At 67.5% G+C, this 23386-nt stretch carries 21 protein-coding genes; 1 reads left to right on the top strand and 20 read right to left on the bottom strand.

Annotated elements, in window-relative coordinates; all coding sequences use genetic code 11:
- Nucleotides 1-77 precede the first annotated feature (77 nt).
- From AAK988_RS09535 to dnaG, 18 genes are all read right to left on the bottom strand, one after another.
- Nucleotides 78-1370 carry a dihydroorotase gene (locus AAK988_RS09535; RefSeq protein WP_151430059.1) on the bottom strand — a complete coding sequence of 431 codons (1293 nt, stop codon included), beginning with the start codon at nt 1368-1370 and terminating at the stop codon, nt 78-80.
- A complete protein-coding gene (locus AAK988_RS09530; RefSeq protein WP_151430086.1) occupies nt 1354-2298 on the bottom strand; it encodes an aspartate carbamoyltransferase catalytic subunit in 945 nt (314 codons plus the stop codon). Before AAK988_RS09530 ends, AAK988_RS09535 begins: the two co-directional genes overlap by 17 nt.
- A gap of 4 nt (nt 2299-2302) precedes the next feature.
- On the bottom strand, nt 2303-2899 hold the full coding sequence (gene pyrR, locus AAK988_RS09525; protein ID WP_369873649.1) for a bifunctional pyr operon transcriptional regulator/uracil phosphoribosyltransferase PyrR: 597 nt from the start codon (nt 2897-2899) through the stop codon (nt 2303-2305).
- Nucleotides 2900-3415: 516 nt separating this feature from the next.
- On the bottom strand, nt 3416-3952 hold the full coding sequence (locus AAK988_RS09520; protein WP_016308901.1) for a rubrerythrin family protein: 537 nt from the start codon (nt 3950-3952) through the stop codon (nt 3416-3418).
- Between the two features lie 194 nt (nt 3953-4146).
- Nucleotides 4147-4878 (bottom strand): cytochrome c-type protein Cgr1, encoded by a 732-nt coding sequence (cgr1, locus tag AAK988_RS09515; protein ID WP_016308902.1) that lies wholly within the window; start codon nt 4876-4878, stop codon nt 4147-4149.
- A 302-nt stretch (nt 4879-5180) separates the two neighbouring features.
- Nucleotides 5181-6854 (bottom strand): AMP-binding protein, encoded by a 1674-nt coding sequence (locus tag AAK988_RS09510; protein WP_369880657.1) that lies wholly within the window; start codon nt 6852-6854, stop codon nt 5181-5183.
- Between the two features lie 58 nt (nt 6855-6912).
- Nucleotides 6913-7464: a helix-turn-helix domain-containing protein gene (locus AAK988_RS09505; RefSeq protein WP_016308904.1), complete on the bottom strand. Its 552-nt coding sequence runs from the start codon at nt 7462-7464 to the stop codon at nt 6913-6915.
- A gap of 9 nt (nt 7465-7473) precedes the next feature.
- Nucleotides 7474-8007, bottom strand: coding sequence for a 2-oxoacid:ferredoxin oxidoreductase subunit gamma family protein (locus AAK988_RS09500; protein ID WP_242369686.1), 534 nt, complete (start codon nt 8005-8007; stop codon nt 7474-7476).
- On the bottom strand, nt 8007-8852 hold the full coding sequence (locus tag AAK988_RS09495; protein WP_369880668.1) for a thiamine pyrophosphate-dependent enzyme: 846 nt from the start codon (nt 8850-8852) through the stop codon (nt 8007-8009). Before AAK988_RS09495 ends, AAK988_RS09500 begins: the two co-directional genes overlap by 1 nt.
- Nucleotide 8853: 1 nt before the next feature.
- Nucleotides 8854-9924, bottom strand: coding sequence for a 3-methyl-2-oxobutanoate dehydrogenase subunit VorB (locus AAK988_RS09490; protein WP_135970421.1), 1071 nt, complete (start codon nt 9922-9924; stop codon nt 8854-8856).
- A gap of 4 nt (nt 9925-9928) precedes the next feature.
- On the bottom strand, nt 9929-10135 hold the full coding sequence (locus AAK988_RS09485; protein WP_135970422.1) for a 4Fe-4S binding protein: 207 nt from the start codon (nt 10133-10135) through the stop codon (nt 9929-9931).
- Nucleotides 10136-10216: 81 nt separating this feature from the next.
- The gene (locus AAK988_RS09480) at nt 10217-10999 is read right to left on the bottom strand and encodes a ParA family protein (protein WP_321194101.1); all 783 of its coding nucleotides are present in this window, start codon (nt 10997-10999) and stop codon (nt 10217-10219) included.
- The gene (locus AAK988_RS09475) at nt 10999-12789 is read right to left on the bottom strand and encodes an AMP-binding protein (RefSeq protein ID WP_135970423.1); all 1791 of its coding nucleotides are present in this window, start codon (nt 12787-12789) and stop codon (nt 10999-11001) included. The genes AAK988_RS09480 and AAK988_RS09475 overlap by 1 nt, the downstream gene beginning before the upstream one ends.
- A gap of 157 nt (nt 12790-12946) precedes the next feature.
- Nucleotides 12947-13531, bottom strand: a complete 585-nt coding sequence (locus AAK988_RS09470) for a helix-turn-helix domain-containing protein (RefSeq protein WP_135970424.1) — start codon at nt 13529-13531, stop codon at nt 12947-12949.
- Nucleotides 13532-14232: 701 nt separating this feature from the next.
- Nucleotides 14233-16332, bottom strand: coding sequence for a transcription antitermination factor NusB (locus AAK988_RS09465; protein ID WP_135970425.1), 2100 nt, complete (start codon nt 16330-16332; stop codon nt 14233-14235).
- A complete protein-coding gene (fmt, locus tag AAK988_RS09460) occupies nt 16325-17260 on the bottom strand; it encodes a methionyl-tRNA formyltransferase (RefSeq protein ID WP_135970426.1) in 936 nt (311 codons plus the stop codon). The genes AAK988_RS09465 and fmt overlap by 8 nt, the downstream gene beginning before the upstream one ends.
- Before the next feature lies 1 nt (nt 17261).
- The gene (def, locus tag AAK988_RS09455) at nt 17262-17804 is read right to left on the bottom strand and encodes a peptide deformylase (protein WP_240806213.1); all 543 of its coding nucleotides are present in this window, start codon (nt 17802-17804) and stop codon (nt 17262-17264) included.
- Nucleotides 17805-17953: 149 nt separating this feature from the next.
- Nucleotides 17954-19831, bottom strand: a complete 1878-nt coding sequence (gene dnaG / locus AAK988_RS09450; protein ID WP_135970428.1) for a DNA primase — start codon at nt 19829-19831, stop codon at nt 17954-17956.
- Between the two features lie 164 nt (nt 19832-19995).
- Here dnaG and AAK988_RS09445 point away from each other — a divergent pair, with 164 nt between their 5' ends.
- The gene (locus AAK988_RS09445) at nt 19996-21225 is read left to right on the top strand and encodes a deoxyguanosinetriphosphate triphosphohydrolase family protein (RefSeq protein WP_135970429.1); all 1230 of its coding nucleotides are present in this window, start codon (nt 19996-19998) and stop codon (nt 21223-21225) included.
- Nucleotides 21226-21234: 9 nt separating this feature from the next.
- Here the strand turns inward: AAK988_RS09445 and rnhA are convergent, their stop codons facing one another.
- Both rnhA and AAK988_RS09435 read right to left on the bottom strand, forming a co-directional pair.
- Nucleotides 21235-21714 (bottom strand): ribonuclease HI, encoded by a 480-nt coding sequence (gene rnhA, locus AAK988_RS09440; RefSeq protein WP_135970442.1) that lies wholly within the window; start codon nt 21712-21714, stop codon nt 21235-21237.
- 95 nt (nt 21715-21809) lie between these two features.
- Entirely contained in the window at nt 21810-23354 is a 1545-nt protein-coding gene (locus AAK988_RS09435; protein ID WP_135970430.1) for a helix-turn-helix transcriptional regulator, read from the bottom strand.
- Nucleotides 23355-23386 lie beyond the last annotated feature (32 nt).

The raw sequence follows: 23386 nt of genomic DNA, 5'->3' as shown, positions 1-23386 counted from the left end.
AGCCCTTGCTGCCCCCATAGAAAAGACCCCCTTCGCTGAAGGGGGTCTCGCACGAGCACTGATATCGAAAGCCGGGGCTACTCGACGATGGCGCCGTCCTCCATGGTGGCCCAGCCGCCCACATAGACGTCGGTGGCGCGGCCCACAAGCTCGGCGCCGATGAAGCCGGAGTTGTTGGCCTTGGAACAGAAGTCCTCCACCTCCACGGTCCAGACGGCCTCCGGATCGATGACCGTGAGGTCGGCGGTGCTGCCGGCCTCAATCTTCACCGGCTCCTGGCGCAGGATGGCGCGCGGGGCCACGGCCATGGCCTCGACCATGCGGCCGTAGTCGATGACGCCGGCGCGCACGAGGTGCGTGAGCACGAGGCCGAGGGAGGTCTCCAGGCCGGTCATGCCGAAGGGCGCCAGCTCGAACTCGCGGTCCTTCTCCCAATCGGTGTGGGGGGCGTGATCGGTCACGATGGCGTCGATCACACCGTTCTTCAGCCCCTCCACCAGGGCGGCGGCGTCCTCGGCGGCGCGCAGGGGCGGGTTCACCTTCAGCGAGGTCTGGTACTCGGCGGTGATGGCGTCCTCGGTGAGGAACATATGGTGCGGGGTCACCTCGCAGGTCACGGGCAGCCCCTCGGCCTTGGCGGCGGCCACCAGATCGAGCCCGCGCTTGGTGGTGATGTGCTGGATGTGCAGGGGGCACCCGGTCAGGCGGCAGAGCGCGATGTCGCGGGCGATCTCCAGCTCCTCGCCCTCGGCCGGCCAGCCCACCATGCCCAGGCGCGTGGAAGCCACACCCTCGTTCACCTGGCCGTCGGCCACGAGCGAGTCGTCCTGGCAGTGCACCATGATGGCGGTGTCGAACTGGCGGGCGTAGTCCATGACGCGGCGCATCATGCCCGCGTCCTGGATGCCGTGGCCGTCGTCGGTGAACACCGGGGCGCCGTGGGCGTACATGTCGCCCATGTCGGCGAGCACCTCGCCCTTGAGATTCTTCGAGCAGGCGCCCGACGGGATGACGCGGCACTTCCCCACCGCGGCGGCGCGGGCCTTCACGTATTCCACGGCCACGGCGTCATCGATGACCGGGTCGGTGTTGGGCATGGTGCACACGGCGGTAAAGCCGCCATGGGCCGCGGCGCGGGAGCCGGAGGCGATGTCCTCTTTCTGCTCCTGGCCCGGATCGCGGAAGTGCACGTGCATGTCCACGAGGCCCGGGGTGACGATCTTGCCGGCGAGATCGCGCTCGACGCCCTTCTCCATGGAAAGGTTCGTGCCCACCTCGACGATCTTGCCGTCGCGGATGAGGATGTCGGCCACGTCGTCCAGGCCGATCTGCGGGTCGATCAGACGGGCGTTCTTAAGCATCAATGCCATCGTTGCTACCTCCTAGGAGCAGGTACAGGGCGGCCATGCGCACAAGGACGCCGGCGTAGACTTGGTCGAGGATGATGGAGCGCTTGGGGTGGTCGGCCATGAAGCTGTCCAACTCCACGCCGCGGTTGATGGGGCCCGGGTGGCACACGCAGGCATCGGGCTTCAGCAGCTTGTCGCGCTCCTTGGTCAGGCCATAGAGCAGATTGTACTCACGCAGGTTCGGGTAGGGCGCGCCCTCGAAGCGCTCGCGCTGGATGCGCAGCATGTACACCACGTCCAGCTCGGGCAGGGCCTCGTCGAGGTTGCTCGTCACATGGTCGGCGCCCAGGATGTCGGGGCGCGCGGGCAAAAGCGTGGGCGGGGCGATGACCGTCACCTCGCAGCCCATGATCTTCAGCGCCGGGATGAGCGAGCCGCACACGCGGGAGTGGGCGATGTCGCCCACGACACCGACGTGCAGGCCGGCGAGGTCGCCTTTCTCCTCCCAGATGGAGTACAGATCGAGCAGGGCCTGGGTGGGATGCTGGTGCTTGCCGTCGCCGGCGTCGATGACCGACACGCCGGACACGTCGGCGATCTTGCGGGGCACGCCGGCCCAGCGGTCGCGCACCACGATGCAGTCGATCTTGTAGGAGCACAGCGTCTTCACGGTGTCCACGAGGCTCTCGCCCTTCACCGTGGCCGTGGAGGATCCGCCGAAGTTCAGGGAGTCGGCACTCAGGCGCTTCTCGGCGATCTCGAAGGAGGAGCGGGTGCGGGTGGACGGCTCGTTGAACATGTTCACCACGGTGAAGCCCTTGAGCGTCGGCACCTTCTTGATGCGGCGCTCGTTGACCTGCTTGAAGTTCTTGGCCGTCTCCAGGATGGTCATGATATCGTCGGCGGAATACTCCGTGATGTCGATGAGATGCTTGTGGTTGAAGGCCATGGCCCTACTCACCCCCGTTGTTCTTGATCGGCGCGGAACCGGCGCGCTTGCCCGGCTCGATTTCCAGGATCTCCACGGCGGAGATGCCGTCCACTTCCTCGAGGAACAGACGCACGTTCTCGTCGGAGGCGGAGGGCACGTTCTTGCCCACGAAATCGGCGCGGATGGGCAGCTCGCGGTGGCCGCGGTCCACGAGCACCGCCAGCTGCACGGCGGCCGGACGGCCGATGTCCATGAGGGCGTCGAGCGCCGCGCGGATGGTGCGCCCGGTGTAGAGCACGTCGTCTACGAGCACGACGGTCTTGCCGTCGATGTCGAAGGGGATGTCGGTGGAATGGACCTCCGGGGCGAAATGAGTCGCGAAGTCGTCGCGGTAGAAGCTGATGTCCAGCTTGCCGAGGGGCACATCCACCCCCTCGATCTCCTGAATCTTGTGGGCGAGCATCTTGGCGAGAAGATCGCCGCGGGTCACGATGCCCACGAGCGCCAGGTTCTCAGCCCCCTTGTTGGCCTCGAGGATCTGGTGCGCGATGCGCGTCACCGCCCTCTCGATCTCGTCTGCATCCATGCAGACGGACTTGACCAAGCTTGCGTCGTTCATACACACTCCCTTCTCAGGTTCAGTGCGTACAGACGAAACCCGAAAGCGCGTCCGAGTTTCCCGCGCTTCCGCTGCCGCCGGCGGGCAATAAAAAAGCCCGTCGGACGACGAGGCTCACTGAGTGCGCTTATGTTCGCGACGCTTGCCAGTCGCGCCCCCGCGCACGGGGTGTACCTTGTCGGCCTCTCTGTACCGCATTTAAAGGACGGTTGCACCATACACCCCGAAAAGATGATTTGCAAGCACTGATTTAGTTTTCTCCCAAAGAAAAGGGTGAGAGGAGGATGTAATCGAGAATGGCCGAGAAGAGAGGAGGCACCTAAATAAAATAAAGAATACGATGCGAGGTTCGCCCAAGGAAGTCAGCGAGGCTCCGACAGGTGCCTGCAATTGCCTTGAAGCGCGGCCGAGCGGCCTTCGCGCCGTGAGGGAAAGCGCTGAATGGCAAGGGCAGGTGCCTGTCGGAGCCGCAGCATCGGCAATTCCGTTCGCTCCGTCAGGACGAACGGAATTTCATTAGTAGTTCTCGGCCTTGATCTTGAAGTGGCCGCGCGGATGGGCGCACACGGGGCACTTCTCGGGAGGTTCGGTGCCGATCTCGATGTGGCCGCACACGGTGCACACCCACACCTTCACCTCCTTGCGGCGGAACACCTCGCCGTTCTCGATGCGCTCGATGAGCAGATCGAAGCGGTCCTGGTGGCTCTTCTCGATGGCGGCCAGGCCCTCGAAGAAGTCGGCCAGCTCGGCGAAGCCCTCCTCGCGGGCCGTCTTGGCGAAGCCGGTGTACACCTTCACCTCGGCGTCCTCGTCGTCCTGGGCATCCTTCAGATTCTGCAGCGTATCGGGCACGGCCCCGTCATGCAGCTTCTTGAAGTGCAGCTTGGCATGGTGCAGCTCGTTGCCCGCCGTCTCGTTGAAGATCTCGGAGATCTGGGTATAGCCGTCCTTGGCCGCCTGCTGGGCGTAGAAGGTATACTCGGCGTAGGCCACCGCCTCCTGGGACAGGGCCGTTTCCAAGTTTTTCCATGTCTGGGACTTCTCTAGCTCCATGATCCGCTCCTTTCGCCTGTGTCGCCGCTTACCGTGGGCGGCTCGCGATCACAGACCCATAGTGAACCGCCCGCGCGCGAACGCGGTGGCGAAACCATGAGCGGACACATAACCGTAACCGTCTTTTGGGCAAAACGAAAGAAGGCCGTCCGAAGACGGCCTTCCTCCCACTTTCCCCGTGGCGAAGGGAGAAGTTACTTGTTCATCGACTCCAGCTCCTTGACAAGCTTCTTGTCGTCGGCAGCGGAGATCCAACCCTCGGGGATCTCGGCGTCGTTGTGGCAGCTGGAGCAGTAGTTCACCGACGCGCGATGGGCCTTGTGGCAGTCGCCGCAGGCAACCTCGCCATGCTGCGGCACGTGGGGGTTGCGAGCCATGCCCTCGGTGGCCTTGATCAGGTCGTCGCGGGTCATGTTGTGGCAGCCCTCGTTCAGGCAGAACTGATCGGGCTCGATGCCGCGGGCGGCCACGAGATCCTCAAGGGACTTCTCGGGCACCACGTGCATGCCGGCCTGAGTCGCCATAACCTCGTAGTTGCCAGTCACCCAGCTGATACCCTCGCCGATCTGCTCGGACAGGGTGGGCACATGGCAGCCCATGCAGGTGATGTCGGAAGACTCATCGGCACGGTGCACGGCGGCCAGCATACCGCTGGCGGTCTCGAGCTCGTTGCCCCACTTGTCAGTGGCGGGCTCGCCCGGGGTAGCCTCGTAGGTCGGCAGATAGGGATCCATCGGCGTATGGCAGATGGCGTTGCAGAAGCTCGGCTGCTCATGCCACACCCAGAAGCCGGCACCGGCTACGACCAGCACAGCCACGACAACGCCGACCACGATGGGCCACTTCTTGCGCGCCTTCTTGGCAGCCGGCGCAGCCTCGGTCTCCTCTACCGCGGCGACCTCGGCGGTCTTCTCTTCTTCGGACATACTCCATCCTTCCAGTTGGGGATTTCGAGGCGCGGATGCGCCTCCCTCGTGCGAAGCGAGCAGATCTGCCCTCCCCAGCCGATCAGAACCTCGAGGAACGAGGACACACGGCTCGCCACGCGCACAGCGTCATCGACCCTGGGGGTTTCGCTTCATCGCTCATAATACCCGAAATCCCTACTTCTTGACAACGCCGTTTCAGGCTATTTTTGCCGATAAGCGCCCGATTATGGCAAGGGCGCCCCGCAAGGCGCCCTCTTCAACCGTTCGTTGCCAAATACCGACCGCAGCCCGCGGCGTGACTATTCCTCGATGCCGTCGTTGGTGCGGATGAGCTTGCGCTTGATCTTGCCGCCGATGGTCTTGGGCAGCTCGTCGACGTACTCGATGATGCGCGGGTACTTGTAGGGCGCCGTGGTCTTCTTCACGTGCTCCTGCAGCTCGCGGGTGAGCGCATCGGTGCCCTCGTAGCCCCGGGCCAGCACTACCGTGGCCTTCACCACCTTGCCGCGGATGGGATCGGGCGCGGCCGTGACGGCGCATTCCACCACCGCCGGATGCTCCACGAGCGCGCTTTCCACCTCGAAGGGGCCGATGCGGTAGCCGGAGCACTTGATGACATCGTCGTTGCGGCCCACGAAGAAGCAGTAGCCGTCCGAGTCGCGCCAGGCCATGTCGTGGAGGTTGTAGTACTCCCCGCCCACGGCCTCGGCGGTCTTCTCGGGGTTGCCGTAGTAGCCGACGAACAGGCCCGGCGGGTAGGCCTCCTTCAGGCCCGTCACGCAGATGGCGCCCTCCTCGCCGTCCTCCACCTCGCGCCCCCCGTCGTCCAGCAGCTTCACGTTCAGAAGCGGAGAGGGCTTGCCCATGGAGCCGGGGCGCGGCTCCACCCAGGGGAAGGTGGCCAGGAGCACCGGCCCTTCGGTCTGGCCGAAGCCCTCGCGGATCTTCTTGCCCGTGAGACGCTCCCACTGGATGGTCACCTCGGCGTTCAAAGGCTCGCCAGCCGTGGCGAAGTTCTCCACGCTGGACAGATCGTAGGCGGCCACGTCCTCCTGGAGCATGAAGCGGTACATGGTGGGCGGCGCGCAGAAGGTGGTGAGCTTGTAGTCCTGGATCTTCTGCAGCAGCTTGGCGGGCACAAACTTGTCCATGTCGTAGGCGAAGATGGTCGCGCCGCAGATCCACTGGCCGTAGATCTTGCCCCAGCCGAACTTGGCCCAGCCCGAGTCGGTCACCGACATGTGCAGCTTGTCCTCGCGCACCTGCTGCCAGTACTTCGCCGTGATGATGTGGCCGAGCGGGTGGGCGAAGTTGTGCTCGACGGCCTTGGGGTTGCCCGTGGTGCCGCTCGTGAAGTACATGAGCATGATGTCCTGGGAGGTGACGGCCGCCTCGCCGGCCGGCCGCTCGAAGGTGTCGGGGAACCCGGCGATGAGGTCGTCGAAGTCGACCCAGCCCTCGCGGCTGCCGTCCACGATGAACTTCTCGCGCACCGTGGGGCAGTCGGGCATGGCCTGTTCCACCTGGGTGCACACGTAGTCGTCGTTCACCGCCACGATGGCGCGCACGTCGGCGCTGTTGGCGCGGTACACCACGTCCTTGCGCGTGAGCTGCAGGGACGCGGGGATGATGGTGGCGCCCAGCTTGCACAGGGCCACCGCGCACACCCAGTACTCCCAGCGCCGCCGCAGGATGCACATCACCACATCACCCTTGCCGATGCCCATGTCGGCGAAGGCGTTGGCGGCCTGGTTCGAGAGGTGCTTGATATCGGTGAAGGTGAAGGTGCGCTCCTCGCCGGCATCGTTGCACCACAGAAGCGCGCGCTTCTCCGGCTCCACGCGGGCCCACTCGTCCACCACGTCGAAGCCGAAGTTGAAGGCCTCGGGAACCTCGATGCGGAAGTTCTCCGCGAAGTCCTCGTAGGAGTCGAACTCGATACGGGGGCAGTATTTCTTCAGAACATGATCCATGGTTGATTGCTTCTCTCTGTTCTCCTGTGGTCGTCCGCGCTGCTCTTCCGGGACAAGACTACTCGGCGATGATGGTGATGAAGGTGGCCGGCGCATCGCCGTTGCAGCGCTGGCCGTGGGGGTAGTTCGGGTTGAAGTAGATGGAGTCGCCGGCGTTCAGCACGATCTCGCGATCCTGGAACACGAGCGTGATGGAGCCATCTACCACGTAGTTGAACTCCTGGCCGCCATGGCTCACCAGCTCGGCGTCGTCGTCGGCCGGATCGAGCACCACGCGTAGGGGCTGCATGATCTTGCGGGCGTAGCGCCAGGCCAGATCCTCGTACTGGTAACCCGGGAAGCGGTCCACGTCGATTCCCTCGCCGTTGCGCACCACATGGTAGGTGTCGAGCTTCGGCGCCGTGCCCGTGAGGATCTCGGCGAGATCGACGTTGAACTTCGTGGCCATGTGGTAGATGGCCGAGATGGGGATGTCCACCCCGGTTTCCTCCCAGGCGCGGTAGGTGTCGATGTCCACGCCCAGCTCCTGGGCCATGGTGTGGCGCGACACGTCGCAGGCCTCGCGCAGGCCCTGGACGCGCATGCCGAGTTCTTTCAGGTTCTCTTCCATGACGCTCTCCTATGCCTTCATGCCCAGCTCGAGGGCGATCTTGTTCTTCTCCAGCATCGCGGGCTTCTTGCCGGCCACCTGGGCCAGCGCCCCTTCCAGGGCCTCCCGCCCGCAGAAGGGGAACTCAGCCCACAGCTTGCCGATGAGCACGATGTTGCCCAGGCCCTTGATGCCGGCCTCCTCGCAGAGCTTCGCGGCGGGAATGCCGACGACGGTCACGCCCGGCACCTCGCGCAGCTCGGGCACCATGGCCGTGTCGGCCACGACGATACCGCCCGCATCCACCGTGGGCAGAAACTTGTCGAAGGAGGGTTGGTTCAGGGCGATGAGGGCGTTGGGGTGCAGCACGAGGGGGCTACCGATGGGCTCGTCGGCCAGGGTGACGGAGCAGTTCGCCGTGCCGCCGCGCATCTCGGGGCCGTAGGAGGGCATCCAGGACACCTCGCGATCCTCGATGAGGCCGGCCGTGGCGATGACCTTGCCGGCAAAAAGCGATCCTTGGCCGCCGAAGCCGGCGATGACGCATTGAAGCTCGCGGCTCATTAGTTCTCCCCCTTCTTCTCCGGATGGGCGATGGGACACGCGGCGTTGCGGGCTGCCGCGGCCTCGGCAGCGTTGGCGAAGCCGTCGGCCACCACGTCGCGGTACACGCCGAGCGGGTAGTACGGCAGCATATTCTCCCGCATCCACTCGAAGGCGGCCTGCGGGGTCATGCCCCAGTTGGTGGGGCAGGTGGAGATCACTTCGACGAAGGAGTAGCCCACGCCGTCCACCTGGTTCTGGAAGGCCCGCTTGATGGCCTTCTTGGCTTTGCGCACGTTCTTGGGGCTGTCCACGCTGACGCGCTCGATGTAGGCCGGCCCGTCGAGGGTGGCCAACAGCTCGCTCACGCGGATGGGATTGCCGGCCGTGGCCACATCGCGGCCGTAGGGGCTCGTCTGAGTCACCTGGTTCGGCAGGGACGTGGGGGCCATCTGGCCGCCGGTCATGCCGTAGATGGCATTGTTGATGAAGATGACGACGATATGCTCGCCGCGGGTGGCCGCGTGGATAGTCTCGGCCATGCCGATGGAGGCCAAATCCCCGTCGCCCTGGTAGGCGAAGACGATCTTGTCCGGGTGCACGCGCTTCACGCCCGTGGCCACCGCCGGGGCCCGGCCGTGGGCCGCCTCGATCATGTCGCAGCCGAAGAAATCATAGGCCATCACCGAGCAGCCCACCGGCGCCACGCCGATGGTCTTCCCCTCGATGTCCAGCTCGTCCATGGTCTCGGCCACAAGGCGCTCCACAATGCCGTGGGGGCAGCCCGGGCAGTAGTTGGTCACCACGGGCAACAGCGCATGGGGGCGCTCGTAGACCACCTTCATCTCGCGCTCGTCCTGCGCCATGCTATTCACCGACCTTTCCGTTCAGGGCCTCCACCGCGGCCAGAACCTCCTCCGGCGCGGGAATTACGCCGCCGGTGCGCCCGTAGAACTCCACGGGCACGGTCCCGTTCGCCACGAGGCGCACGTCCTCCACCATCTGGCCCATGTTCATCTCCACCACCAGCGCCGCCTTCCCGCGGCCCAAGGCCTCGGCCAGGGCGTCCTCGGGGAAGGGCCACAGGGTGATGGGGCGCACGAGGCCCGCCTTGATGCCGCGCTCCCGGGCGGCGTTCACGGCGCTGCGGGCCACACGGGCCGCCCCGCCGAAGGCCACGAGCACGATATCGGCATCTTCGGTGCGGTAGCACTCGGCCCGCTGCTCGGCGGCCTTGATGGCGTCGTAGCGCTCGTAGCGCTCGCGGTTGAGGTCCTCCAGGGCCGCAGCGGTCAGGTACAGGGAGTTCGCCACGTTGTGGGGCCGGGCGTGGCCGTGGCCGTCCGTGGCCCAGGGCTTGGCCGGCAGCGTGGCCGGGTCGACAGCCTCGGGCAGCACCACGGGCTCCATCATCTGGCCGAGCATGCCGTCGGCCAGGATCATCACCGGCACGCGGTAGCGGTCAGCCACATCGAAGGCCTCGAAGGCGTAGTCGGCCATCTCCTGCACCGTAGAGGGGGCGAACACGACGATCTGGAAGTCGCCATGGCCCGTGGCCTTTGTGGCCTGCCAGTAGTCGGCCTGGGAGGGCTGGATGCCGCCGAGGCCCGGGCCGCCGCGCTGCACGTTGATGATGACGCCGGGCAGATCGGCGCCGGCCATGTAGGAGATCCCCTCGCTCTTGAGCGAGATGCCCGGGCTCGACGAGGAGGTCATCACCCGGGCGCCGGCCGCCGAGGCGCCGTAGACCATGTTGATGGCCGCCACCTCGGACTCGGCCTGCAGATAGGTGCCCCCCACCTTCGGCATCATCTTCGCCATGTAGGCGGCCACCTCGGTCTGGGGCGTGATGGGATAGCCGAAGAAGTGACGGCAACCGGCCCGCATGGCCGCCTCGGCCATGGCCTCGTTACCCTTCATGAGTACTTTCTGCGCCATGAGCCTACCTTTCCACCGTGATGGCCACATCGGGGCACATCGTCGCGCACGAGCAGCAACCCGTGCACTTCTCCTGATCGATGCAATGGGCCGGATGGTAGCCCTTGGCCGTGATGACGGCCTCATCCAGTTCCAGAATGGCCGTGGGGCAGACGTCCACGCACAGGCCGCAGCCCTTGCAGAAGTGGTCGTCGATGGTAACGCGCGCCATGGAAACCTCCTTGCACTGTCCTCGCCGCATCGGCCCTGGGGCCGCGCGGCTTCCCTTCAATCTCTCCTACGCCCGGAGCCCTCAAGACCAGGGCGGCGATACGTACACCTCCACAGGATAGACATCGGGCAGTCCCGCCAGGGCCCCGCGCCCGTCGCTTTCCCGTTGAATGGCCGACTTTGGCACCGTAACGCACCGCAGCGGAACCCCGGCGCCATCGGCCACGGCCTGGGCAAACGGGACCGCGTCCCGCACAAGGGCCACGGTGGTCTCCCCCTGCAGGTGGGAGTTGCCAACCACGGCCGCCACCGGCACCGAGGCCCTCGCCTCTATCTCGCGCAGCACCGCCACGGCCTCGGCGGCCTTGCGGGTCAGGTTGCGATAGGCGTTGGCCACGTAAAGCACCTCCCCGGGGCCGGCCGCCAGGGCCGCAGCGAACCGGGCCAGGGCCGTGGCGCCCACATCATCGCCGCCGGCGTCCACGATGACCACGGGCCGCGGGGCCGCGGGGCGCTCGCCGCCGTCGCTGGCCCGCTGCCAGGCGTAGGCGGCCTGGATGGCGGGCACCACCTCGCCGGTGAGCGACGGCACGTCCAAGGACGTGCCGGCCCGGGCGAACACCGGGGCGATGAGCCGCACTCCGCGCCCTTCCAGAAGCTCGGCGTACTCGCTCGAGCGGAAATAGGGGTTCACCACGTCCATGTCGGCCAGGGTGACCGCGCAGCCGGCCGCGGCGGCGTCCAGAGCCAGGTTCAGGGCGAAGGTGGTCTTGCCCGCCCCGTAGTGCCCCACCACCACCGTGACCGGTGCCAGGTCGAAGGGCATGGCCGCGCCCGCGGCCGCGGGGTCGGACGGGGCGCCCATCAGATCAGCCCCTCGGGGGTCTTCTCCGACGCGCGGTGGGTCTGGTCGGCCTCGCGGATGGCGGCGCGGCGGATCTTCCCGTTCACGGTGCGGGGCAGATCGTCCACGTACTCGATGATGCGCGGGTACTTGTAGGGGGCCGTCTGGCGCTTCACCCACTTCTGCAGCTCCTGGGTCAGGGCGTCGGAGCCCTTCCATCCGTCGGCCAGCACCACGGTGGCCTTCACCGCGAAGCCGCGCACCGGGTCGGGCACGCCGGTGACGGCGCACTCGCGCACGGCCTCGTGCTCCAGAAGCACGCTCTCGATCTCGAAGGGGCCGATGCGGTACCCGCTCGACTTGATGACGTCGTCGTTGCGACCCACGTACCAGTAGTTGCCCTCCTCGTCGCGCCAGGCGGTATCGCCGGTGTGGTACCAGGTGCCGTCCATGGCCTCGGCGGTCTTTTCGGGGTTGCGGTAGTATTCCATCATGATGCCCGCCGGATGCGGATCCACATGGATGCAGATCTCGCCGGTCTCGCCGGTGTCGCACTCGGTGCCGTCGCCGCGCAGGATGGCCATCTGGTACAGGGGCACGGGCTTGCCCATGGAGCCGGGCCGCGGCGTGGAGTTCGTCAGGTTCGCCACGGTGAGCGGCGTCTCGGTCTGGCCGAAGCCCTCGTAGATGGTCAGCCCCGTGTGCTCGCGCCAGAAGTCGAACAGATCGGGGTTTAGCGCCTCGCCGGCCGTGGTGGAGTACTCCAGGCTGGACAGGTCGAAAGCGTCCATGTCCACTTCGGTCATGAGCCGGTACATGGTGGGCGGGCAGCACAGGGTGGTCACCCCGAAGCGGCCGATGAGCCCCAGGATGTCGGCGGCATCGAAGCGGTCGAAGTCGTAGGTGAGCACGGCGGCCTCCATGAGCCACTGGCCGAAGAACTTGCCCCATACGGCCTTACCCCAGCCGGTGTCGGCGATGGTGAAGTGCAGGCCCTCGGGGTTCACGTTGTGCCAGTGCTTGGCCGTGATGAGGTGGGCCACGGCGTAGCCGGAATTATGCAGCACCATCTTGGGGTTGCCCGTGGTACCGCTGGAGAAGTACATGAGCATGGGATCGGCCGCGGCCGTCTCGCGCCGGGCGAAGTCGGCGCTGGTGGCGCGCACCTCGCTGTTGAAGTCGCGCCAGCCTTCGCGGGCCGCAGGTGCCGCGCAGATGCCCTCAGGGCCCGAGAGGGCCGGGCCGGCGGGCTCGTTTTCGGGCAGCGCCCAGCTTCCATCGGCGTTCTGGGGCGTCAGTCCCGCGCCGGCAGGGTTCACCAGAATGAGCGATTCCACGCTGGGGCACTCGGCGACCACGGCGTCAACCACATCGGCGATGTCGCCGGCGCTCGTGCACACCACGGCCTTGATATCGGCCCCATTCAAGCGGTAGGTCAGATCGTGCTCCTTCAGCATGAAGGTGGCGGGCACCGCCACGGCCCCCAGCTTTTCCAGAGCCAGCATGGTGAACCAGAACTGGTAGTGGCGCCGCAAGATGACCATGACGAAGTCGCCCCGCCCGATGCCACATTCCGCGAAGAAGTTGGCCGTCTTGTCGGACCAGTGCTTCATATCGGCGAAGGTGAAGACGTGCTCCTCCCCTTCCGGGTTGCACCACACCATGGCGGTGCGGTCGGGATCGTGCTCGGCGATGTCGTCCACCACATCGTAGGCGAAGTTGAAGTCGGCGGGCACGTCCACGTCGAACTGGGTGAGCAGGCCGTTCTCGTCATAGGCCTCGGTGACGTAGCGTTCGTTGATATTGCGCATGATAGTTCCTCAGGTGAAGTCGGGGGCGAAAAGATCAGGGGCGACTCCGCGGCAAGGGCCCTTGCGGCCGGGCTGCGGAGTCGCGGCGCCCGAAGGCGCCTCTCATGGAGTCGGGCGACGCCAGGGCCGCGGAGTGCACCGCGGCGAGCCGGGCCGCCTAGATAATCTTCTCGTCGCCGGGCTTCATCACGATGGCGAGAAACACACAGGGCGCGCCTCCGGTGGCCACCATGCCGTGGCCGCGGCCGGAGTCGTACATGACCACGTCGCCGGGGTTCAGAATCTCCTCGTGGTCCTCGTAGGCGAAGCGCATCTGGCCGGAGATGATGAAGTCGAGCTCCTGGCCCTCGTGGCGCGACAGATGCACCGGCACGTTCTGCTGCTCTTCCAGATACGGCGCCGTCACCACGAAGGGCTCGGCCAGCTTGTGGCGGAAGTGCGGTGCCTTGTGCAGGTACTCGAAGCCCGCGCGGCGCTTGATGGAAAGGCCAGTGCCGGCGCGGGTGAGCGAATAGCCCGTCAGATGGGGGTTCTCGCCGGTGAGCAGCTCGATGACGTCCACGCCGAACTTCTCGGCGCACTTGTATAGGAAGGTGAAGGACAGATCCTCTTCCCCGCTCTCCTGGGCGGCGTACTCGGCGGTGGTGCGGCCCGTGGCCTCCGCCATCTCCTGCAGGGTGAGATCCAAATCCTCGCGCAGAGCGCGGATGCGCCCCGCCACCTCTTTGATGTTCGGCTCCACGACCTGCGACCTCCTTTTCCGGACATAGGGAATGATGTAGCTTGCTATTGTACTGACACCGAGACGGTCAACGTTTCAAATCCGTTAAAACATCGGTGACCAACCCCATAGTTTTTGCCGCCAACCCGCCATCGCCCCAATGGTTGGCCGCGAGCGGAAGGCCCGGAAGGGCCCCGCGCCATAGGCGCCGTCGAAAAGCAAGGACAACCACTCCGCAGGGCTCCCTGATGTCCCAGGCGAAAACCGCGCCGCCGACCGTTTGCGCGCAGAACGAGCAACCGCCGCGCAGCCCTCTGAGGCTCCTTCTCCAACCCAATCGCGAATGCCACTGCCCGATCCGGGCGGCACTGCTCTGGCCAGGAGGGCCCTCCGGCCAGGGCGCAGCGTCTCCACCCTGGCCGGAGAGAGAGGGGGCCCTGCGGTCGGGCGGGGTGCCGCTGCCCTAACTCGGGGATAGAAAATGCGACAAATCAACCGATTGGGCGACATCACATGCCGCGAAATGTCGCCCAATCGTCTTATTTGTCGCACATAGGCTTACTTCGAGCCGTCAAATGTCGCCCGATTGGTCGTTTTGTCGCATTTTCCGCTTTTCATCTTGGAAGAGAAGCCGCCGAGAAGCCGGGAGCTCCCAGCGGATCCGCATCGCAAAAGCGGCCACCCCGAAGGGTAGCCGCCTTGAGACCGTAGCTGAGAAATCCTCAGGCCTTCTTCCTCAGAAGGGCCAAGAAGTGGGCATCGGGGCCGCCGGGCTCCAGGGGGATGGAGAAGAAGGGGCGCTCGACGCCGAGCTCGGGGTTCTCGTAGGGAATCACCTCGAAGGCGAAGCCGAGCTCCGTGGCGAGGAACTGATCCACGGCGTCGGCGTTCTCCTCATGGGTGATGGTGCAGGTGGCGTAGGCCAGGATGCCGCCGGGAGCCACGTGGGCCGCGGCGCTGGCGAGTAGGTGCGCATCCAGGTCGGCCGACTCGTCGATGGTCTCGGGTCGCAGGCGCCAGCGGATGTCGGCGTGGCGGCGCAGGGTGCCCAGGCCGGAGCAGGGCGCGTCAATGAACACACGGTCGAAGGTGCGCTCGCCCACCAGCGCGTCCAGGTCGGTGGCATCGCCGATGATTGGCTCGGTCACCGTGACGCCGTACAGCTCGGCGCGCTCCTGGAGGAGCCGGGTCTTGAAGGCGTGCACGTCCACGGTCACGTAGTCGCTGATCTGCCTGCCGAAGCGGCGGTAGGCGCAGCTCTGGTCGAGAATGGTCTTCGTGGCGCGGCCGGCCCCGATCTCCAGGAAGGAGGCGGGGGCCTCATCGCCCACCACGAGGCTCGCCACGGCCTGGGACGTGGCGTCGGAGACGAGCAGCAGCCCCTGGCTGAACATGCGGCGCACGCGCCCGTCGAGCAGGGGCACACCGGATGACACCCGGTAACAGCCGGGAACGGGGCGGCCGGCCACCGTCACCGGGGTCGGATCGCCGTGGGCCGCGGCCAGCACGGAGACCACCTCGTCCTCGGAGGCCTTCACGGCGTTGACCGAGACGAACACCGGAGCGGGCTCGTTGGAGGCCACCATGAAGTCGCGGGCACCCTCGGGACCCAGCTCGGCGATGAGCCGCTCGGCGAGCCATACGGGGAACCCGTGGAGGCGGGCGTAGGCGGCGATGTCGGTGCGCGGGTCGCCGAAGGGGAAATGCTCCTTGGCCCGCACCACGCGGCGCAGCACGGCGTTGGCCAGGCCGCCGGCCCGCGGGGCCACCGTCTTCACGAGCTCCACGCCCTGGTCCACAGCCGCGTGCGGGCTCTTCTGCAGGAAGATGATCTCGTAGGCCGAAAGGGCCAGGGCATCGCGCACGGCCGGAGCAGCATCATCGGGCGAGTCCATGCAGCCGTCGATGACGTCTTCCAGGGTGCCGCGGGTGCTCGTCACGCCCAGCACAAGGCGCGTGGCGAAGGCGCGGTCCTCCCGAGACAGCCTCGATTTGTCGATGGTCTTGGCGATGATATCCTGGGCGAAGGCGTCGCGCTCCCGCAGCTGATGCAGGGCCGAGAGAGCCAGCTCCCGAGCCGAAGTGGCATGGTGGCTGTTCGGCCGCTTGGCCCGAGCGCCGTCGTCGCGGCGCGGGGGCCGGCCGTCCCGCGGGCGATCGCCGCGGCCGCCGAAGTCGCGGACGCGACCCCGGTCGCGCCCATCACCCTGATCGGGGGCGGCCATGAGCTTGCCATCCACGAACACCTCGCGCGGATGACCGCTGCCGCGGCTGTCGCGCCGTGGGCCGCGGGGCTGATCGTCCCGAGGGTGGAAGTCCTTGCGGGACTCGCGATCATCGTGAGGGCCGCTCTCACGGCGGTCCGAGAAGTCTCGGCGCGGGCCGCGCGGGCCGTCGCCGCAATCACGGAAGTCCTTGCGGGGGCCGCGGAAATCCCGGCGCTCGTCGCCATCGCCCTGGGAGCGGTCGCCCTCGCCGCGCTTCCGCTCGAAGGACTTGCCGCCGCGAGGCCCGCGGTCGTCCTTGCGGTACCCCCCGGACTTGCCGCCCTGGTATCCACCGGGCTTGCCGCCCTTGCGGAAGCCGCCGGGTTTCCCATTACGGCCGCCCTGGCCGTCCCGGGATCCGAAATCCTTGCGCGGACCGCGGTCGTCACGGGAGCGGTCGCCTCCACGACCCCCATGGTCCTTGCGCGGGCCGCGGTCGTCGCGGCCCCGATAGCCGTTGCCGCCCGGGCCGCCAGAGCGGGCCCCGCGATGGCCGTCCGAGGACGGCCGGTCGGAAGAGCGGCGCTGATTCTGAGAGTGATTGTCGTTATGCACGGGACCAAGTTCCTTCCTCGCCCCGCAGCGCGGGGACGCCGGCGGCGAAAGCGCGCGCCTCCATGGCGCGCTTCCCGTCCGGTTTCACTTCGATTACTTCCAGGATGCCCTCGATGCAGCCGAGGTACAGGCGCTTGCCGGCGAGCATGGCCTGACCGGGGACCAGGGCAACTGGGGCGTCGTCGGCCACCCGGGCGCGCAGCACTGTGGCTGCCCGGGCCCCCAGAATGCAGCGGGCTGGATGGGCCGCGCTCGAGGCCCGCACGCGGCGATCGTTCGTCACGGCGTCCTCGGCCGGATCAAGGTTCAGCTCCCCCTTCGCGATCTTCTCCGCGTAGGTGACCGCGGCCTCGTCCTGGGCCACCCAGGCCACGCGCCCGGCCTCCACCTGGGTCAGCGCCGCCAGAAGCGCGCTCGCCCCCAGATCGGCCAGGTCGGCCGTGAGGCTTTCCGTCGTGGCCCCAGCCGCGGGAATGGAGCGGCACACGCAGTAGTCGCCGGTGTCGAGCCCCTCCTCCATGGCCATGATGCACACGCCCACCTCCTCGTCGCCGGCCAGGATGGCCCGCTCGATGGGGGCCGCCCCACGCCAGCGGGGCAGAAGGGAGCCGTGGACGTTCAGACAGCCGTGGACCGGGATGGCCAGCACCTCCGGCGGCAGGATGGCCCCGTAGGCGGCCACGCAGATGACGTCGGGGGCAAGCGCGGCCAGGGCCGCCTGCTCGGAGGCGTCCCGCAGAGTGCGGGGGGTGCGCACGGGAATGCCGGCGGCCAGGGCCACCTCCTTCACGGGAGAGGCCACCGGCGCACTGCCCCGGCCGCGCACGGCATCGGGACGGGTGTAGACGGCCACCACCTCATGGTGGGGAATGAGCTGCTCCAGGATGGCGGCGGCGAAGGTCGGCGTGCCCATGTAGACGACGCGCACCCTACTTCACCTCGATGTCGGTGTCGCCGGGTCGCGCGCCGGCGGCCTTGGCCTCGTCGTAGGCCCGCAGCGCCTCGATGCGGGTCACCGGATCGCAGCTCTCGAAGAGGGTGCGGCCGTTCAAGTGATCGATCTCGTGCTGCAGGCAGCGACCGAGCAGGCCGTCGCCCTCGATCTCCCACAGCTCGCCGTCCAGATCGTAGTACTGCACGCGCGCCCAGGGCTGACGCTTCACCGGCACGGTGACGCCGGGGCACGACAGGCAGCCCTCGCCGCCCTCCTCCGGTTCGCCGGCGAGCTCCACGATCTCGGGGTTTACGAGCACGATGGGGTTCTTCTCCCCCTTCTCGCCGTCCCAGTCCACATCGATGACAACAAGGCGCTTGGTAATGCCCACCTGGGGCGCGGCGATACCGCAGCCGTAGTTCTTGTACATGGCGTGGGCCATCTGCTTGGAGAGGCGCTTGAGGGATTTGTCGGACAAATCGCACGGCTCGCACACGGTGGCGAGCAGCGGATCGGGGGCGATGACGATGGGCAGCACAGCGGTTCCTTTTCTCTTCCGCGCGGCGGGCCGAGCAATGCCGGCCCGCCGCGCAGGCATGGGTTAACTAACTTATTGTGAACCTCCGCGCCTGCGCCGTCCAGAGCGCCCGCGAAATCTACGGAAGCCGAGGAACGCCCGACGGCGCCCTAGGGAGCCGAGGGCAGGGTGCGGTGGGCGAGCCGTCGGGCTGCCACGTCCATCTGCAACGTGGTGACTGCGGCGTGGAGCAGCTCGGCCTCCTCGGCTGACACCCCGGCGTTCAGCTGGGCCGTGAGCGAGCCGATGGCCTCCTCGGCATCGCCCAGGGCCAGCTCCTCAGCCAGATAGGCCCCCACGGCCGCCGGCTCCCCCGCCTGGCTGGCGCCGCCCGTGAGCACGCGGCCCGCATGGGGCGTAGCCACCGTGGCCCGGGCCACCACATCGGCCGGAGAGGCGGCGGGGTTCTCGGCCAAGGTGGCCAGGATGGATTCGGCCAGCACCCGGTGCACGTCCTCCCGCCACTGGATCTGGGCCAGAGCGTCGGCGTGGGCGAGCCCCACGAGGGGGTTCTGAGCCGCCAGGCTCAGGAACTCCCGCTCGAAGCACAAGCGGTTGAGCTCGGCCCGGGAGAGCGCCCGGCGCGGAGCGGCCGAGGGCGGCGTCCCCGCGCTGCCGCCGGCGGGGCCGCCTTCGCGCTCGGCGGCGCGGGGCGGCTCCAGGGCTGCCAGCAAGTTCAGCACGTCGCTCTCCTCGATGCCGAGACGGCCGTGGGCCCGCAGCGTCGACCAGATGCGCACGGCGTAGTCCTTGGCCACGAGCGACTCCTTGATGGGGGCCAGAAGCCCCAGACACTCCCGAAGAGCCCGGTCCCGCTCGGCCGGCGCGTCCAAGTTGAACCCGGCCAGGCGCCGCTCGATGCCGTACTCCAAGAGGGGCGTGGCGTCGTCGAGCAGCGCCCGCAGGGCATCGGCGCCCCGGGCCTGCACGAACTCCGCCGGATCCAAATTGTCCGGCAGCGTCACGGCCACGAGCTCCACCTGGGAGCGCCCCGCCTCGGGCGTCATGGACCTGTCGATGAACGCCAGGGCCCGATCGGCGGCCTTTTGCCCGGCGGCATCGCCGTCGAACAGGTAGACGATGCGCTTGGAGGCGTGGCGCGAGAGCACCCGGATGTGGCGCATGGTCAGCGCGGTGCCCAGGGTGGCCACCACGTTGGCGATGCCGGCCTCGGACAGGGCGATGACGTCAGTGTAGCCCTCCACCACGATGGCGGTGCCCGTGGCGGTCATGGCCCCCTTGGCGTGGTCGAGGCCGTAGAGCACCTGGGACTTGTGGAACAGGGGCGTCTCCCCGGAGTTCAGGTACTTCGGCTCGCCGGAGCCGATAACGCGGCCCCCGAAGGCGATGCAGTCGCCGGCCACATCGAAGATGGGGAACATCACCCGGTTGTAGAAGCGGTCGCGCAGCTGCCCGCCCCGCTCCACCGCCACGTTGGCGGCCACCAGGTCCTCCCCCGTAAAGCCCAGCGATGACAGGTGGCGCACCAGGGCGCCGCGACCCGGGGCGAAGCCGAGGCACCAGGTGTCGGGCACCTTGCCCCCAAAGCCCCGGCCGCCCAGGTAGGCCCGGGCCGCGTCGGCCTCGGGGCCGCGTCCGCGCATGAGCTGGGTGTGGTAGAACTCCGCCGTACGGGCGCACACCTCCTTCAGGCGCGCCTTGCGGCTCGCCGGAATGGAGCCGCGGCCGCCCGTCTCCACGATGTCGATGTGGGCCCGCTCGGCCAGGCGGCGCACGGCCTCGGGGAAGCTCAGATCCTCGGTCTTCATGATGAAGGAGAACACGTCGCCCCCCTCGCCGCAGCCGAAGCAGTGCCATAACTGAGTGGATGGGTCGATCTTGAACGAGGGGGTCTTCTCCTGGTGCAGGGGACAGCAGCACCAGAAGTCGCGGCCGCGCTGCTTCACGGGCACCCGCTCCCCGATGACGGTCACCACGTCGCTGGCGTCGCGCACCTTCTGAATGTCCTCGTCGCTAATGCCCGCCACGGCCCGCCCTTCCCGTTTCTCGGGGACGCCCGCGCCGAGGCCCTGCCGGGCCCCGCGCGCACCGTCCCGCTGCTCTTTTTCCTGTGAAGTATAGCACCGTCGCCGCAAACAAATGTTTCAGAGCCTACAATAGGCCGAAATCAGCGACGAGAAAGCGAGCGACCGTGACAGCGACGAATGCCATTCCCTATCTGACCCTGGACCCCCTTGTGGAAGCGGCCATCCGCGAGGACCGCGCCACCGGGGCGGTATCCCCCTGGCGCTTCCCCGACGAGGCAGTGGTGCGCCGGCGCGACCTCCCCCACGATGCCGCCACCCTTACCCGCCCCGCCTTCGTGCGCGACATCGAGAAGGTGCTGAACATCCCGGCCTACAACCGCTACGCCGACAAGACCCAGGTGTTCTCGTTCACCGAGAACGACGAGATCAGCCGCCGCGGGCTCCACGTGCAGCTCGTGAGCCGCATCGCCCGGGGCATCGGCGGCCTGCTCGGCCTGAACTGCGACCTCATCGAGGCCATCGCGCTCGGCCACGATGTGGGCCACACCCCCTTCGGCCACGCCGGCGAGCGCTTCCTCTCGGCCTGCTACCACCGCCGCACCGGGCGCTACTTCAACCACAACGTCCACTCGGTGCGGGTGCTCGATGCCCTGTACCGCCGCAACGTCTCCCTCCAGACCCTGGACGGCGTGCTCTGTCACAACGGCGAGTTCGCCCAGCAGCGCCTTGTCCGCGGCACCTGCGGCTCTTTCGCCGACCTGGACGCCCTCGTGGAGGCCTGCAACGCCGACGAGACGGTCATCAAGACCCTGCGCCCCTCCACCCTGGAGGGCTGCGTGGTGCGCGTGTCGGACATGATCGCCTACATCGGCAAGGACCGCCAGGACGCCCTGGCCATGGGGGTCATCGATTCCGCAGACGTCTTCGACTCCGACGTCATCGGCACCACCAACGCCAAGATCATCAACAACCTCACCGTGGACATCGTGAACAACTCCTATGGCCGCGGCGAGATCGCCATGAGCGAGGAGGTCTTCGCTGACCTGAAGCGGGCGAAGCGGCAGAACTACGAGGTCATCTATTTGAAAGAGGGCATGGTGGACGACACCGAGAACCTCGTGGAGGAGATGTTCGAGGAGATGTACGACCGCCTTATGGCCGACCTGACGGCCGGGCGCGAGGATTCTCCCATCTTCCGCCACCACGCGGCGCGCCTGGCCGCCACCTCCCGCTCCATCGTGGCCGAGGAGTACCTGGCCGGCGAGGCCAACCAGATCGTCGCGGACTACATGGCGAGCATGACCGACAGCTACTTCATGGCCATCTACGAGCACCTCTTCCCGCAAAGCCCCCGCACCATCCGGACCCGCGGCTACTGCGCCGATCTCGTTTGAGACTGACGGTTATTTTTCAAACCCCACATCCACCCGATGGCAGGCGGGGTTGTCGGCGGCGGCGGTGGCCAGGGCATCGCAGCGCTCGTTCTCGGCGTGGCCCGCATGGCCCTTCACCCATACGAACTTCACGGTATGGGGTTCCTTGGCCGCTAGCAGTCGCTTCCACAGGTCCACGTTCTTCACGGGCTGTTTGCTCGCGTTCTTCCAGCCCCGCTTGAGCCAGCCGGCCACCCAGTTCTGGTTGAAGGCGTTCACGAGGTACTGGGAGTCGGAGTACACCGTCACGGTGCAGGGACGGCGCAGGGCCTCCAGGCCCACGATGCAGCCGAGCAGCTCCATGCGGTTGTTGGTGGTGCAGGAGAAGCCCTCGGAGAGCTCCTTCTCGTGCACGGCTCCCGAGGGGGCCCGGTAGCGCAGGATGGTACCGTAGCCGCCCGGACCCGGATTGCCGCGGGAGCTTCCATCGGAATACAAGGTTACGTCCATGACGTCCTTTCCCTCTCGCGCCGCGCGGCGACCGTCGCCCACGCGGCCAGCCTCGGCGAACTCGTTGAAGCTGAAACCCGTCTGATCGGCCATGGCTACAGCTCTCCTTCCGTGCGCTCGCCCAGATCGATGAGCTCCTGGCGGGTGTGCACGCCGCACTTGGCGTAGATGCGGCGCAGGTGGGTGTCCACGGTGTTCTTCGAGATGAAGAATTCCCCGGCGATGCGCTCGGCCGTGCGGCCCCGCAGGGCGAGAGGCAGTATCTCCGCCTCGCGCTTGGACAGCTTGGCGGAGGCGGCGATACGGGCGCAGGCCTCGCCGAAGCGGTCGCTCTTGGACACCACCACTGACAGGGCCGCCAGATCGCGGTCGGTGAACAGGAACAGGTAGGCGTAGAGCGCCGCCACCCCGGCTAGCGTAACCAGGACCGGCGCCGAGCCCGCCCCGCCGAAGGCCGCCAGGGCCCCGGCACCGGCCAGCACACCGAGGATCTCGCCGGCGAACAGGGCCGCGAAGCCCCGGGCGATGGAGGCGGTGGCATCGCGGCCAGCGATGCGCCCCATGATGAGGAACAGCGACACGAGCACCGAGAACACGCCGAGGTACCCCGCCAGCACCACAGCCACGCCGGCCACGCCCACGCGCTCCAGAAGCGGCACGGCAATGAAGCCGCCCACCATGAGCAGCACGGCCAAGCGGTAGGCACCGCCGAGCGGGCCCGTTTCCTGGTTAGATCCGGTCGGCAGCACCGCACGGGTGCCGAGCGACAGCGGGCGGCCGCCATAGAGCTGCAGAGCCGCCACGCAGTAGAGCACGAACAGGATGAAGGTGACGGAGAGCGAGGTGTGGGAGGCCGCCTGGGCCCGGGCCGTCATGGCCTCGATGGCACCAGTGGCCAGGCCGAACACCACGGTGCCCGCCAGGATGCGGCCCGACAGCTTCGAGGCGTCGTCATCAGGGGCATCGGAAGCGCTCGGGGCCGAAGCGGCAGCGGCGGCGCCTTCCCCGCCCGCTCCCCCATCTGCAGCGCCGCCGTCGGCCGTGGCCGCCAGGGCCCGCAGCCCCCAGGCGCTCCCCAGGGGCAGGGCGTACAGCAAAAGCGCGGCCTCGGCCACAGGCAGCGCCACCACCAAAAAGCAGACGGCCGCCCCCAAAGCGCTGCCGATGAACACCTCGGGCACCGATCGGTCGATGGGCACCGCCCCCAGGGCACGGCCCCACAGGCACAGCAGCAGCGCCAGGGGCACCCCCACGAGCAGACCCTCCATCAGGGCGAATCCGACCCACGGCGCCTCGGGCAGCAACGCTCGCAGCGCCACGAGGGCCAAGAGGGCCAGCACGAGCGGGGCGGCAAACAGATTCGCGAGCCCGTCGCCGGCCCGCAACAGCGCCGAGCGGCACCGGCGGTGCAGCATGAGGGCGAACGTGGCTGCCATCACGGCGAGCAGGCAGAGCAGGTCGGCGCGATCGGCCAAAAACCCGTGCTCGGGCCCGGCCACCGAGCCGTCCAGATACAGCATTGTGAAGAGGAAGGCCTGGTTGCAGCCGAAGCCGATGATGGCGCATCGCGCCTGCCGCAGCTGCGGCGGTGCCGGATAGCCCACGAGCCCCCCTCTCAACCGTCGTTCATTACCAGCCATCCATTGTACCCCATAACGAAGCGAAGCGGCGC

Origin of the sequence: Adlercreutzia muris (assembly GCF_041223505.1) — a bacterium.
In the GTDB taxonomy this organism is placed as follows: Bacteria; Actinomycetota; Coriobacteriia; order Coriobacteriales; family Eggerthellaceae; genus Adlercreutzia; species Adlercreutzia muris.
This window is presented reverse-complemented; position numbering and strand designations above follow the sequence as displayed.